General features: G+C 57.8%; 14 protein-coding genes and 1 pseudogene. 5 read left to right on the top strand and 10 right to left on the bottom strand.

Annotated features, from left to right (window positions below; all coding sequences use genetic code 11):
* The first annotated feature begins 126 nt into the window (after positions 1-126).
* Entirely contained in the window at positions 127-1,011 is an 885-nt protein-coding gene (locus tag BXE_RS16300; protein ID WP_011489352.1) for a LysR substrate-binding domain-containing protein, read from the top strand.
* Positions 1,012-1,154: 143 nt separating this feature from the next.
* On the opposite strand, the pseudogene BXE_RS16295 reads toward BXE_RS16300, so the two are convergent.
* A pseudogene (locus BXE_RS16295) lies at positions 1,155-1,765 on the bottom strand (LysE family translocator).
* A 314-nt stretch (positions 1,766-2,079) separates the two neighbouring features.
* On the bottom strand, positions 2,080-2,721 hold the full coding sequence (locus BXE_RS16290) for a substrate-binding domain-containing protein (protein ID WP_011489351.1): 642 nt from the start codon (positions 2,719-2,721) through the stop codon (positions 2,080-2,082).
* Positions 2,722-2,842: 121 nt separating this feature from the next.
* Between BXE_RS16290 and BXE_RS16285 the strand changes: the two genes are divergently transcribed.
* The gene (locus BXE_RS16285) at positions 2,843-3,142 is read left to right on the top strand and encodes a helix-turn-helix domain-containing protein (protein WP_011489350.1); all 300 of its coding nucleotides are present in this window, start codon (positions 2,843-2,845) and stop codon (positions 3,140-3,142) included.
* Between the two features lie 25 nt (positions 3,143-3,167).
* Here the strand turns inward: BXE_RS16285 and BXE_RS16280 are convergent, their stop codons facing one another.
* The 8 genes from BXE_RS16280 to BXE_RS16245 form a co-directional block, all read right to left on the bottom strand.
* The gene (locus tag BXE_RS16280) at positions 3,168-4,079 is read right to left on the bottom strand and encodes a LysR family transcriptional regulator (protein ID WP_011489349.1); all 912 of its coding nucleotides are present in this window, start codon (positions 4,077-4,079) and stop codon (positions 3,168-3,170) included.
* 21 nt (positions 4,080-4,100) lie between these two features.
* Complete coding sequence (locus BXE_RS44345; protein ID WP_011489348.1) at positions 4,101-4,625, bottom strand: MarR family winged helix-turn-helix transcriptional regulator; 525 nt, start codon at positions 4,623-4,625, stop codon at positions 4,101-4,103.
* Positions 4,622-5,308 carry a TetR/AcrR family transcriptional regulator gene (locus BXE_RS16270; RefSeq protein WP_011489347.1) on the bottom strand — a complete coding sequence of 229 codons (687 nt, stop codon included), beginning with the start codon at positions 5,306-5,308 and terminating at the stop codon, positions 4,622-4,624. The genes BXE_RS44345 and BXE_RS16270 overlap by 4 nt, the downstream gene beginning before the upstream one ends.
* A gap of 430 nt (positions 5,309-5,738) precedes the next feature.
* The gene (locus tag BXE_RS16265) at positions 5,739-6,683 is read right to left on the bottom strand and encodes an NAD(P)H-binding protein (RefSeq protein ID WP_038457521.1); all 945 of its coding nucleotides are present in this window, start codon (positions 6,681-6,683) and stop codon (positions 5,739-5,741) included.
* A 145-nt stretch (positions 6,684-6,828) separates the two neighbouring features.
* Positions 6,829-7,248 carry a DoxX family protein gene (locus tag BXE_RS16260; protein WP_011489345.1) on the bottom strand — a complete coding sequence of 140 codons (420 nt, stop codon included), beginning with the start codon at positions 7,246-7,248 and terminating at the stop codon, positions 6,829-6,831.
* 112 nt (positions 7,249-7,360) lie between these two features.
* Positions 7,361-8,020, bottom strand: coding sequence for a TetR/AcrR family transcriptional regulator (locus BXE_RS16255; protein ID WP_011489344.1), 660 nt, complete (start codon positions 8,018-8,020; stop codon positions 7,361-7,363).
* 21 nt (positions 8,021-8,041) lie between these two features.
* Complete coding sequence (locus BXE_RS16250; protein ID WP_020205766.1) at positions 8,042-8,452, bottom strand: DoxX family protein; 411 nt, start codon at positions 8,450-8,452, stop codon at positions 8,042-8,044.
* Between the two features lie 480 nt (positions 8,453-8,932).
* Entirely contained in the window at positions 8,933-9,418 is a 486-nt protein-coding gene (locus tag BXE_RS16245; RefSeq protein ID WP_020205767.1) for a MarR family winged helix-turn-helix transcriptional regulator, read from the bottom strand.
* 227 nt (positions 9,419-9,645) lie between these two features.
* Between BXE_RS16245 and BXE_RS16240 the strand changes: the two genes are divergently transcribed.
* The 3 genes from BXE_RS16240 to BXE_RS16230 are packed head-to-tail and all read left to right on the top strand — an operon-like array spanning position 9,646 to position 11,842.
* Positions 9,646-10,059, top strand: a complete 414-nt coding sequence (locus tag BXE_RS16240) for a RidA family protein (protein WP_011489341.1) — start codon at positions 9,646-9,648, stop codon at positions 10,057-10,059.
* Between the two features lie 11 nt (positions 10,060-10,070).
* Positions 10,071-10,985: a tRNA U-34 5-methylaminomethyl-2-thiouridine biosynthesis protein gene (locus BXE_RS16235; protein WP_011489340.1), complete on the top strand. Its 915-nt coding sequence runs from the start codon at positions 10,071-10,073 to the stop codon at positions 10,983-10,985.
* A gap of 44 nt (positions 10,986-11,029) precedes the next feature.
* A complete protein-coding gene (locus BXE_RS16230) occupies positions 11,030-11,842 on the top strand; it encodes a tRNA U-34 5-methylaminomethyl-2-thiouridine biosynthesis protein (RefSeq protein ID WP_011489339.1) in 813 nt (270 codons plus the stop codon).
* The last annotated feature ends 50 nt before the right edge of the window (positions 11,843-11,892 follow it).

Raw genomic sequence — 11,892 nt, 5'->3', positions numbered from 1 at the left:
TTGGTGCTTCAAACATGAATGCTAAGATTCGCGTGTCATGCGGTCCAATACCTTTTTTTAGCCTTTGCAATACGGGATCGGTATGGCTTAGCGGTGTCCACCCCTAGGGAAAACCAGAGGTCTTAAATGGAATTTCGGCAGCTTCGCTATTTCATCGCGGTCGCAGAAGAGGGAAATATCGGTGCTGCGGCAAGACGCCTGCATATTTCCCAGCCGCCCATTACCCGCCAAATACAGGCCCTGGAACAGGATCTCGGCGTGGTGCTGTTTGAACGCACGCACCGCGGCGTCGAATTGACGGCAGCGGGTACAACATTTTTAGAGGATGCCAGGCGCCTACTGCACGTTACCGAGATCTCAAGGGTGAGATCACGTGCAGCATCGCGCGGTGAAATCGGGGAATTGCGCATCGCCTATTTCGGAACCGTCGTTTTGCATACGCTACCGCTACTGCTGCGGCAACTCTTGTCGGTTGCTCCCTCGGCAACTGTGTCCTTGACGCAGATGAGCAAGAACCGCCAGATTGAAGCGCTGGACGCTGGCACCATCGATATCGGGTTCGGGCGTTTCTACCCCTATCAGGAGGGTGTAGTTGTCCGAAACGTAACCAATGAGAGGCTATTTCTGGGTGCGCAAAAGTCGCGCGCTCGCTCGTTTGGTGAGCAAGTTCATTGCAGCGCGCTTCGTAACGAGCCCTTGATCCTGTTCCCGCGAGAAGGACGCCCCAGTTTCGCAGACGAAGTCATCGGCGTATTCAAAAACGCGCGAGTGGAGCCAAAGGTTGTCGCCATAGTTGAAGACGTCAATGCAGCCATGGCTCTGGCGTTGGCCGGCGTCGGCGTGACAATTGTTCCCGAGACAGTAGCCATGATTTCGTGGCCTGACTTCGGCTTCACTGAACTCGTGGGCTCCAAGGCCACTGTACCGGTCAGTTGTATCTACCGTCACGATCACATTGCGCCGATTCTGAAAACATTCTTGAACTTGCTACCTATTCGAGAATCGCAATAGATGCCAATCGTTAGGTTGTCGAGCCCGCAATTCGGCATAACACTGGCCGTAAAGCGGGCATCAATCGCTGTACTCCAACTCTTACTGCGACATGGCTCACGCTAAAAGGAAGGCACGCGCAGCGAGGGCAATGCCCGACGCAATCAGCGCCGGGCCACCGCTATCAGTACTCCGAAGCCGACCAGCCGCCCGCCGAAGGCACGGTCGATCCAATGGCGGAAAGCCAGCAGACGATCGCGCACGGCACCGGCAGAGAAGCATAAGGCCACCAGGCTAAACCAGCCCATGTGCGCCGCAGCGATGAAAGCGCCATAGCCAATCTGCACTGCCAGCGGAGTGTCGGGCCGCACCACCTGCATAAACAGGCTGACGATGAATACCGTGGCTTTGGGGTTCAGCGTATTGGTCAGGAAACCGGTACGCAGCGCAGCGCCATCCGAGAGCGGCGCCATACGCTTTTCGGTCAGTGCGCCGCCAGCTTTCGTGCACAGCATTTTTATGCCGAGATAAATTAGATAGGCAGCACCGACCAGTTGATGGTGTTAAACAACCAAAGCGATTGCTGGATTAGCAGGCCCACGCCGATCAACGTATAGGTGATATGTACCAGTATGCCTAAGCCTATGCCCAATGCGGTCAGCACGCCCGCGCGGCGCGACAGCATCAAGCTATTGCGCGTAACCGTTGCAAAGTCCGGCCCAGGGCTGATGACGGCCAGCAAGGTGATTGTGACGACAGCTATTAATTCGGTCATTGGCGTATCCGGTCGGAAACAATGAAATTAAGGCAGATGATATTCAAAATCAACGTGAAGGAATATCGATCTTTCCGGCCAATAATGGAGAACTGAATTCGACATCTTCCGGTACGCGTCAGCCTTCCTAGCGGGTGCTACGCTGTTTCGAGGCTGCCGCCCACTTGGAGAATTCAGCCGTGCGATGGTCGAGTCGCATCTAACCCACGGCGCAGTCAACCGCGTGGCACGTTCACTCGAAAACGCATCGCGGTAGCGTGAGCAGCGTAGCCGGCGCGTATTCCTGACCAATCCAGTCCTCAAGAGCGCGTCCACTATGCAGCACTCGCCCTTGCGACCTGCAACGCTCTTCGCTCGAATCGCTCCACAACGGAACTGGTTGGCTCCTGGGGCCGCTGCAGGTGTGTCACGATCTCGTAGGGGCCATCGATGAGCGGCCGCATCGTGATCCCCCATCTGTGAGCGTGCTCGATGCGCGATTGCGCGGACACCCCGACGCCGTAGCCGGCCGCGACCCACGTGGCCAACAGGCCAAACGAAGTGACGTACCGGATGTTCTGTCGACCTGTCGGCAGGGGCGTGGAAAGCCGCTCATCCAACTTGGAACAGATTTCCGCCTGCCAGCGATACAGGGCGAAGTCCAGCAGATCGGCGATCGTGAGTGTCGCCTGATCAAGCAATGGAAATCGTAGCGGCATGGCGACGGCCATGCACTCGGCCCACAACGGCTGCGCTTTAAGCGCCGCGTCGCTCGATACCTGAATTGAAACCCCCGCGTCGTAACGGCCGTCATGTAGTCCCGCATGCAGATCGCGACCTGAAACCTCAAAGAAGGCGAGAGCGACATCGGGCTCTTCCGCGCGTTGCAGCGCCAGCAGTGCCGACAACTGTGGCGACGGCGCGCCTGGCGCTATGGCGAGCCTGAGACGGGGGGACTGGCCGGTAGCGTTGTGCATAAGGGCACCGCAGAGGCGGCTAATCAGGTCAAGGAGGAGCCCATATGATAAGCAAGAGTGAACTTTAACGTCTATAAATTTAACGTGGTTAATTTCAGAGGTTTGTCCGACGCTTCTGCAAATGCAGAAGCCCACTATTCAGCCAGGCCGCCCCGCTGGCACATCGACGTATGAATCCGAACCAGCGTTGGCCTTCGGACAGGCCGTGCGCGTTGCGCGCGTCGCTCAAGGTATTGCTCAAGACGAATTTGCATCCCGGGCAGGCATCTCGCGCTCGCACATGGGCAAGATCGAGCGCGGGGAGCACGTGCCCACGCTTCCTGTCATATTGAAAATTGCCATGGCGCTCAGAATAAGCGCCGCTGACCTGATGGCTGCAACGGAGCACTACCTTGGCATCGGCGCCCGGACCGATTCTTGAAGCTGAACGTCCGTGGTTGGCTCTGTCAGCCACCTAGATTCTCACGTAGGCGGACGAGATCACGCAGACGAACGATGAAGCGCTCCAACGACGCCGGCACGTCATCGCCGCCGCCGAGTCGGAGCAGATAGGTCGTGATTACTGCCGAATCCACCGCCAGGGGGCGGGTCAGCACATCTGGTCGTGGACTGACAGCAACCCTGGTCGCCGTCGTGAAGCCGACGCCAAAGCCCGCGCTGACCAAGGTAAGCATCATCTCCAGCGAAGATACGTGCTCGACCACATTCGGTTCGCGCTCCAGAAGCAGTAGAAGCCGAGCCAGTTCACGGCAGTAACCTTCGCACACCTGTGGATCGCAGAGTACAAGGGGATGGCCGCCGAGTTCATGGAGCGGGACTGCCTTGTGGGCAAGCAGCTCATGCCTGACAGGTACTGCGATCACCAGCGGGTCTTGCCAGATCGGCTCAGCAACAATGCCCTCGCCGACTTCGGCCGTGTGCGCGAACCCGAGGGTGAAGTCGCCGGCTCGCAGGCCACGCAGTTGCTCGGACAAAGGTACCTCGGACAAGCGGATCTCGATGTCTGGCTCTTCAGCGCGGCAACTGGCGAGAAAATCCGATAGCCAGGGATCGATCGCGCCATCGGATACTGCGATGCGCAGGCTGCCTCGCGAGCCCGCCGCAACGGCCTTGGCATTCTCTCTTGCTTGCTCCAGGACGGTGAACAATCGGCGAGTGTCTTGCAGGAACGCGGTGCCTGCTGCGGTCAACCGGGTTCCCCTGCGGTCCCGATCAAAGAGCAAGACCCCTAGCTCATCTTCCAACTCCTTGATGGCCCGGGATAAGGGGGGCTGCTCGATATGCAGACGTTCGGCGGCACGAGTGAAATGCAGTTCTTCAGCGAGGGCAACAAAGTAGCGAAGGTGACGTAGCTCCATGAAGCGCCCCCGATTCCCGTTTCACGGCCGTGGTTCTGTGAGGGACAACGGTTTGCTATCGAGGTCAAGTTGAAGCGCGTCCTGATTGCACAATTGCGGCAGGCGCAATAAGGCATGTATCTCGCTTTGTTTGAGCGCCTCCGTCAATTCCGCAAGCGCGGAGCGCCAATGAGACTTCAACTCGTCTATCGCCTTGTTTCCGCGCTCAGTCAGAACAATTTCGATCACTCTTCGATCGTGCGGGCGATCGGCGCGCTCTTGCGCCGCTCTCTGGATCATGCCCTTCTTCTCAAGCCGATCTAACAGCCTCGTCACCGAAGAGGAATCGACTACCAGACTACGAACCAACGTGCTGGGCGTACATGCTGGAATAGCCGACATGTGGTGTAGCGCCATCACTTGAACCGCAGTCAAACCAAATGGAGCAGCCAAGCGATTCAGCACTTGATTCCGTGCAGCAAAAAGTCGCGTGATGGCCGTAGAAAGCTCCATCAGCCGAAGGGCCGCATCAAATTGCTGTGTGCCGCTTGACCCACTCGTCATCATGATCGGGAGCGTTTACTGGACGCTTCCTCACGGCGGCCATAGGCACGCATGAATGTCACCACCGCCGCGTTCGCCCACTGGTCAATCTGCGCCGAGGAAGGCGCGGCATCCGGATGGGTCAGACACTGAAGCTGAGGCTCGCCCCGAACCAGGTTGATAAACAGACTGGCAGCCGTCTCACGGCCAATCTCACCAAGATCGACCTCACCGGATGCCGCTGCGTTAGCCAGTTGCTCGGCCACCATCGTCGTCATGACCTGCGGGCCAGCCAGGTAGAACGTCCGTGCGAGCTTGGGAAAGCGCGGGCCTTCAGCGATCACGACGCGAAAGACGGCCAACCCGCTGGGCGAAAGCACGATGTCCAGGTAGGCCCGGGCTAACATGGTCAACGTCTCTCGCAGCTTTCCAGGGCGGAACTCGATGCCATGCACCGTGTTCGTGAACGCCGCACATTCGGCCTCGATCACCGCTGTGAAGAGGGCTTCCTTGTTCGCGTAGTGTGCGTATACCGTGGACTTCGACACCCCAGCCTCGCGCTGGATCATGTCGGTAGTTGCCGCGCTGAACCCATGGGTCAGGAAGACGTGGCGTGCCGCGCGCAGGACGGTAAGAGCCTTGGCGTTCAGCTCGCCGCTGCTCGGTGGCAAGGTGGTCATGACTTGGTTAGTGCGTTGCATCTGCATGGAGCGGGATTCCCGACACAAGGGCCTAGATGAAGCATAGTACCAAACCGCTCGGTACGCTTCAACTTTGAATAGCACATTCCCTAGCGCGCCGGCGCATTGCTTATATCGACTTGTGAGATAGCTGCCAGTTTGATCTTAATTGCGCTATGGCACACCGAGCGATTCGGTACACCAGCGTGCTGCATCCGCCAGTGGTAGACGAGTAGTGTCTGGCCAGCGTCGGCGCAGTTCATTCCTGCCAGCGGGCTCTTCCGACCTTGACGAGGATGCCGCCAACGACTTGCCCAAAAGAGCTGCTGCGACAGCAGCCCAATTGCAGGCCACGCAGCTCGTGCTGTGGTGAGATGCCGAGATTGGCAGGCAGCGACGGCCGTCAATCGGATGAGGACAACGCAAAGCCGCGATCAGGGCTTTCCGTGAAGTGCGCCTAGAGGAATTGCACCGACGAAGGTGGGCGAGTGAAGGCGACATCCCGACTCCAACCGTATTTGCTGGCCAGAAGGACATCAATCCGTCGCTCTAAAAGGAACTCTCGCACTGCAACAGCGGGGTTGCCAGTCAGTTGCCTAACTCCTTCGCCGACAGCGTGAGCGTCGCCGCGCCGCATGATTCGGTCCGTTGCTACCAGTCCTGCTGCAATCGATGCCGGCACGCCGGCGCCCGTGAGCGTTGCCAGGACGACGTCGTCATCGACATGGGCAGGCTCGATGTGTGCACCAAAGATGAGGTTGATCTCGCGCACAAGTTCACCCATAGAAAAGTCTTGCGTGCCCGAAATAACCAAGTCAGCGCCTGGCAGAGTGTGTGCATTTAGTGCAGCAGCACTGGCACTGAAAGCGTCGTCACGTAAAACGTAGCTCGTACGGCCCTTGCCTGCGGAAGTCGGCCATACACCGGATCTCAGGGCTATCGGCAACCGATGAAAAATGCAGTCGGCCAGGGTGCCAATGCGTAAGATCGTAAATCCAATACCGCTTTGCGCAATGAGGCGCTCCGAGGCCAGATGCCGATATGCCCAGGGCAGCGAGACGGCCGCCACCGAGGGATAGATAAGGTGTTGTACGCGCTCCTGGATTGCAGCCTGCACAATCGCTTGTACCTGAGCCAAGTGGTACACGGCAGCATCAGCCCTACTGGCCGGCACTATCAAAAGTCGATCGACCCCATGCAGCGCATCTCTGAGCAAAGCGGCATCGTGAAAGTCGACTTTCAAATTCGTCGAGTGTCGTGAGGCAAGCTGGGTAACCTGCTTTGCGTGCAAGCCTTGTGCGACGATGGAGGTGGTTCCTGCGCCAAGCAGTACCTCTGCCATCCGGCGACTAGGCACGGCGCCAGAAGCAGTGAGGATGCGAATATAGGAGAAATCGAACATGATTAATTCCCGCGGCGTAGATCAAATCAGATGCCACCACAAGATAACAGCGCTCCGGCTGCAAAGCTCAATCAATGCACGAGCAACTCCAGCTTGCACCAGACCCGTCTAAACGCATGGGCCAACTAAAACGGCGGTTGGGCGCCTATTTGCCGGAACGAAGACGCTTGTGCAGGTGACCGGCAATGCTGGCAGCAATCAATCCGCCAATTAACGAGATGTGTTCAAGTGCAACATACAAGGCGGGCATTGCTTCCGCCTCGGGGAGAGCCCAAAAGCGATGTACCACAACAATCGTAAGGAACAAAAAAAAGCCCAGTGCTCCAGCGCCAACCCATAAGAGTCGATCCAGCAGCAATAGTGCAGACCCGCCTAGCATCGTTACGATCGTTGCTATATTGAACAGACCTTCTGGCGATAATCCAGCCCCTCGCATTTCAGCCAGCCCGCCCTCAAAGTCTATGAGTTTGGCCAATCCGGAGGATAGAAAAACTACCGCTAAAAGCACGCGGGCTACCAGCCAAAGCCAGCGACTACCCAGAATGGAATCGACGATGTTACGCATGCACTCTTACTCCAGTACGTGAGAATGGTCAAAAAATTGAGAGCACCGGCCTGCCGTCGGCTCAACCGTGAACCGCCAGAACACTGCTTCGATGTGCTCAGCCGACATATCCCTAGCCGTAGTGCGCAGTAAATGGGTAACCTTCATCGTGCTTCCCATATATTTTCATGAAGATATCTATTCCTCGTCTGACCCGCTGCGTTATCTCATTCGCTTTCATGGGTTGACGAACACCAAGCTTGATTTCGAGGTTAACGAACCCGAGCCAAAGACCGGTCAACGCATCGGCGGCATAAGCTGCGTCATCAGTTTCAATCTGACCGCTCGCTACAGCGTCCGCGATCATCTTCGTCAGCAAACGTTGACCGCGACCTGGGCCTAGATCAAAAAATCGCTTGGGTAGCTCGGTTTGATGGGCTTCCAGAGAGGCGATCAATCGATCCCAGCCGAGCAGGTCACGGTGGTTGATGAATCTGACGAACTGCACCCCAAACTCAAACAGCGCATCTGCGATGGGGGCCTTAGCCAGCCGGACAAGCTGCTCATCCGTGATGGTCATGTCCGACTCTCGTCGGATCACGGCTTCGATAAGAGCGTTCTTATCCGCGAAATTCGCGTAGACGGTCGCCTTTGCGATGCCGGCGCTCGCCGCGATTTCATCTATCGTGACGTCAGGACCGCGGGCCAGGAGCAATGCGCGTGCAGCGTCCAGCAAAGCTGTTTTCTTCGCATCGTCTTTCGGTCTTCCGCGGGGCCGTTTCTCTCTTGTCATGAAATGCTCCAGCTTTGCGTATCACGGCAAAGGCAGCGTCGAAAGAATGCCCGCAAGCATGAGGCCACCCACGACAGTGATGTGCTCAAGCGCGATATGAAACTCACCCGTGCGTTTTGGTTCTTCGAACTTCCAAAAAGGATGACCTATGGGAATTGTGAGAAGAAGAAAGACCGTCAAGCCAAAAGCACCAATCCATCCAAGTCCAGCGAAATTCGTGATCACCAGCGCCGAGCCAGTGAGCTGGGTAGCCATTGTTGCAATCGCAAATAAGCGAGGCGATGGCAAGTTTGCATCGATCATCTCCTGAACAATGACTTTGAAGTTGAAGACACCGAACAGGCCTGCCGTCCAGAACACGAAGGTCAGCACGACCTTGGCGACCACCAAGGTGACGGGATGAGTGAGCAGCGGCGTGAAGAAGCTTTCCATGGCGCACCAAGCACATTTAGCAGACTTGCGAGTATAGTAAATAGATTGAGCCAGGGCAAGGTACACGTGGCAAGTCGGAGGGACATGAGGCCCATGCGGGGTTTTGGGCGTGATTGCAGGCACGGGCTCGAACGAAGAACCATTGCTCCGTCGATGCAACGCCGTGCCCACTCTGGTAGAACACGGACTGTGCGAATGACGCGGCGGCGTCATCGCCCGGACCATGCGTGCACATGCCGTCCAATCGAGGACCGGAGAGCAGGAGCAGGGCCGACAGCGCCGGTCGTGATGCCAGCCTGGGCAACGCCGTCCCGCCAGTCTCCTCCGGCATCGGGCGCGCATCCATCGTGCTCCGTCACTTTGTCGAGCGGCAATGACGGAGGATGGACGATGACATGGAACTCACGCCTACTGACTGACGCTCATTGATGGAACACCACCTGAGCGGGGGAATGTCTCGGCTCAATTGCTCGCGTCCGATCAGGCTCGATCACTGTCTTCGGCGATCAAGCGTAGGCACTTGACGAAAAGGCCGCGGTACTCCTCTGGCAGGCGAGCGAGCAGCTGGTCTTCAACGGATCCATCGCGTGGCATCACTCGATTGAGCAACTCGATTCCCGCAGGTGCCACGTAGAGCTGGTAGGCGCGAGCATCGGAGGGTGATGGTCTGCGCTCGATCAAACCACTGCTGCTCATCCGTCGAACCATCTCGGCCACCGTGTTGCGATCCATCGCCAAGCGTTCAGATAGCGCGCTCTGGCTGAGGCCTGGCTCCTGGTAAAGCAACACCAGGGTCGCCTTCTGCCGTGGCGTGACCCCTTCCTCGGAAAACGCATTGGCGAAGATCTCCTCGGCCTTGAAGTGTGCGCGGCGTAGCAGGTGGGAAGGCACATCCTCAAGCCGGAAATGCCGAAGGAGGGCTTGAACCTCCTTCGTGAGAGCACGAGACGACGAGTTGGAATTCATTGCGGGTGGCAGTCGTATGTAGCGGTAGGTACTGAATATTACGATAGGTCCCATCATATTGACAATACGTCGTGTACGTACTATAGAGTGGACCCAGGAGGGGTTTTTTTGAGTATTTGAGGCGATAAACATAGGGTTATCACCTATATTCCGGTGCGTGGACGCCCCTTACGATAGTACGTATACGTTTCATACGGACGCAGACAATCAAAGGATCAGCGTAAACCATGCGAACCATCAAGCCAACGCCACAGGTTCTGTTGCGGCGCATCGAACGGTCAGACGCGCTCCCGCCCCCTCACTTCCGCTATTCGCCTGCAGTCCAGGTTGGCTCGGATGTCTATGTCTCGGGGCTTGTTGGTCTGGACCCGGCTACGGGCGGCCTGGCCGCTGAAACGGCTGCGGGGCAGACCCGGCAAATCTTCAGGAATATCCAAGCCCTCTGTGCGGAACAAGGTTGGTCCCTTGAGCGCGTTGTGGTGGCGCGTGTGTACTGCGCCGGCGAAGGTGCAGCAGATGGCATGAACGAGGTGTGGAGCGAATTTTTTACTCAGCTCGCTCCACCCGCCAGAACCTTCACGGTCGTGAAGTCCCTCCCGCTGGGTGCTGCGGTGGAAATCGAGTTTCAGTTGTCAATTTGAGGAGAACTGCTATGAACGAAGGCAAGATTCTGTCCGGCCTCTTGGCGCCCCATCCGCCGCATCTGGTCTATGGGGAGAACCCGCCTCAGAACGAACCGAGGTCGCAAGGCGGCTGGGAACCGCTGCGCTGGGCCTACGATCAAGTGCGCGAGAACATCGAGCATCTGAAGCCCGATGTTCTGATCGTCCATTCCCCGCACTGGATCACTCAGGTGGGCCATCATTTCCTGGGCGTACCTCGGCTTACGGGGCGCTCGGTCGATCCCATCTTTCCGAATCTGTTCCGCTACGACTTCGGCATGAACGTCGATGTGGAACTGGCCGAGGCCTGCTGCGAGGAAGCAACCAAGCTGGGTCTGGTCAGCAAGATGATGCGCAACCCGAGCTTCCGCGTGGACTACGGGACCATCACCACGCTGCACATGGTCCGCCCGCAATGGGATATCCCCGTGGTGGGGATCTCGGCCAACAACACGCCGTACTACCTCAACACCAAAGAGGGGCTGGGCGAGATGGACCTTCTCGGTCGTGCCACGCGAGAAGCTATTCGGAAGACGGGGCGGCGTGCAGTCCTTCTGGCGAGCAATACGCTGTCGCACTGGCACTTCCATGAGGAGCCTGCGCTGCCTGAGGACATGTCCAAAGAGCACCCGGAGCGCTACGACGGCTACTTGTGGGATGTACGCATGATCGAACTCATGCGCAAGGGCCACATGAAGGAAGTCTTCGAACTGCTCCCTCAGTTCATCGAAGAAGCCTTTGCTGAAATCAAGTCCGGTGCATTCACTTGGATGCACGCAGCGATGGGTTATCCCGAACTGGCCGGCAAGCTACATGGCTACGGCACCGTCATCGGCACTGGCAACGCGGTGATCGAGTGGAACCTTGAGGATGTCGGCCTTTCCCGTTTGGAGTCCGTGGCGTAAGCCGCCTGAGTCCACCATAAGCATAAGAAGCAGGAGACTTCAACATGACCATCGTTTCTGCATTCCTCCTCCCCGGCAGCCCACTGCCGCAGTTGCGGCCCGATATCACGCCTTGGGGGCGCATCCGCGAAGGCCTTTCGCGAGCCGGCAAAGCACTTGCTGAATCGAAACCCGACTGCGTGCTTGTTTATTCAACGCAATGGTTCGCGGTGCTTGACCAGCTGTGGATCACACGCGCGCGCAGCACCGGCGTGCACGTGGATGAAAACTGGCACGAATTCGGCGAGCAGGCCTTCGACATCCACTCGGACTGCGCCCTGGCCCAGCGCTGCGTAGACGCCTGCAATGCTGCGGGGATCAAGACACGCGGTGTCGATTACGACCAGTTCCCGATCGACACCGGAACGATCACCGCCACGACGCTGATGGGTTTCGGCTCAGCCAGCCTGCCGGTCGTCATCGCAGCGAACAACCTGTACCACAGCGCCGAGCAAACGGAGCAACTGGGCGCGATCGCCTCGGCTGCGTTGCAGGACAAGCGCGCGGCCGTGCTGGGAATAGGTGGCCTGTCCAACAGTGCGTTCCGCGAGAACATCGATCTGGAGAAAGACCACATCCTGTCCGAAGCCGATGACAAGTGGAACCAGCGAGTGCTGGCGCTCATGGAAAGCGGCGACATCGAGGCGATTCGCGCGATCCTTCCGCAGTACTCCACCGAGGCTCGCCCCGACATGGGCCTCAAGCACTTCTATTGGCTGCTCGGTGCCATGAACGCCAGTTTCAAGAAGGCGACGGTGCATGAGTATGCCCCGCTTTACGGCAGTGGTGGCGCTATTGTCCAGTTTGACGTCCAGTAGCGCATTATCGACAGGGCTTGCGGCGCAAGCCCAAATTTGCCTCCAAAGGA

Source organism: Paraburkholderia xenovorans LB400, assembly GCF_000013645.1.
Taxonomy (GTDB): Bacteria; Pseudomonadota; Gammaproteobacteria; order Burkholderiales; family Burkholderiaceae; genus Paraburkholderia; species Paraburkholderia xenovorans.
This window is presented reverse-complemented; position numbering and strand designations above follow the sequence as displayed.

What these genes read in the sequence shown, in the direction of transcription:
- BXE_RS16280 (WP_011489349.1), bottom strand. Translation starts at nt 4,079, where the DNA reads ATGGAGCTACGTCACCTTCGCTACTTTGTTGCCCTCGCTGAAGAACTG.
- BXE_RS16290 (WP_011489351.1), bottom strand. Translation starts at nt 2,721, where the DNA reads ATGCACAACGCTACCGGCCAGTCCCCCCGTCTCAGGCTCGCCATAGCG.
- BXE_RS16245 (WP_020205767.1), bottom strand. Translation starts at nt 9,418, where the DNA reads ATGAATTCCAACTCGTCGTCTCGTGCTCTCACGAAGGAGGTTCAAGCC.
- BXE_RS16285 (WP_011489350.1), top strand. Translation starts at nt 2,843, where the DNA reads ATGCAGAAGCCCACTATTCAGCCAGGCCGCCCCGCTGGCACATCGACG.
- BXE_RS16250 (WP_020205766.1), bottom strand. Translation starts at nt 8,452, where the DNA reads ATGGAAAGCTTCTTCACGCCGCTGCTCACTCATCCCGTCACCTTGGTG.
- BXE_RS16300 (WP_011489352.1), top strand. Translation starts at nt 127, where the DNA reads ATGGAATTTCGGCAGCTTCGCTATTTCATCGCGGTCGCAGAAGAGGGA.
- BXE_RS16235 (WP_011489340.1), top strand. Translation starts at nt 10,071, where the DNA reads ATGAACGAAGGCAAGATTCTGTCCGGCCTCTTGGCGCCCCATCCGCCG.
- BXE_RS16240 (WP_011489341.1), top strand. Translation starts at nt 9,646, where the DNA reads ATGCGAACCATCAAGCCAACGCCACAGGTTCTGTTGCGGCGCATCGAA.
- BXE_RS16255 (WP_011489344.1), bottom strand. Translation starts at nt 8,020, where the DNA reads ATGACAAGAGAGAAACGGCCCCGCGGAAGACCGAAAGACGATGCGAAG.
- BXE_RS44345 (WP_011489348.1), bottom strand. Translation starts at nt 4,625, where the DNA reads ATGATGACGAGTGGGTCAAGCGGCACACAGCAATTTGATGCGGCCCTT.
- BXE_RS16230 (WP_011489339.1), top strand. Translation starts at nt 11,030, where the DNA reads ATGACCATCGTTTCTGCATTCCTCCTCCCCGGCAGCCCACTGCCGCAG.
- BXE_RS16270 (WP_011489347.1), bottom strand. Translation starts at nt 5,308, where the DNA reads ATGCAGATGCAACGCACTAACCAAGTCATGACCACCTTGCCACCGAGC.
- BXE_RS16265 (WP_038457521.1), bottom strand. Translation starts at nt 6,683, where the DNA reads ATGTTCGATTTCTCCTATATTCGCATCCTCACTGCTTCTGGCGCCGTG.
- BXE_RS16260 (WP_011489345.1), bottom strand. Translation starts at nt 7,248, where the DNA reads ATGCGTAACATCGTCGATTCCATTCTGGGTAGTCGCTGGCTTTGGCTG.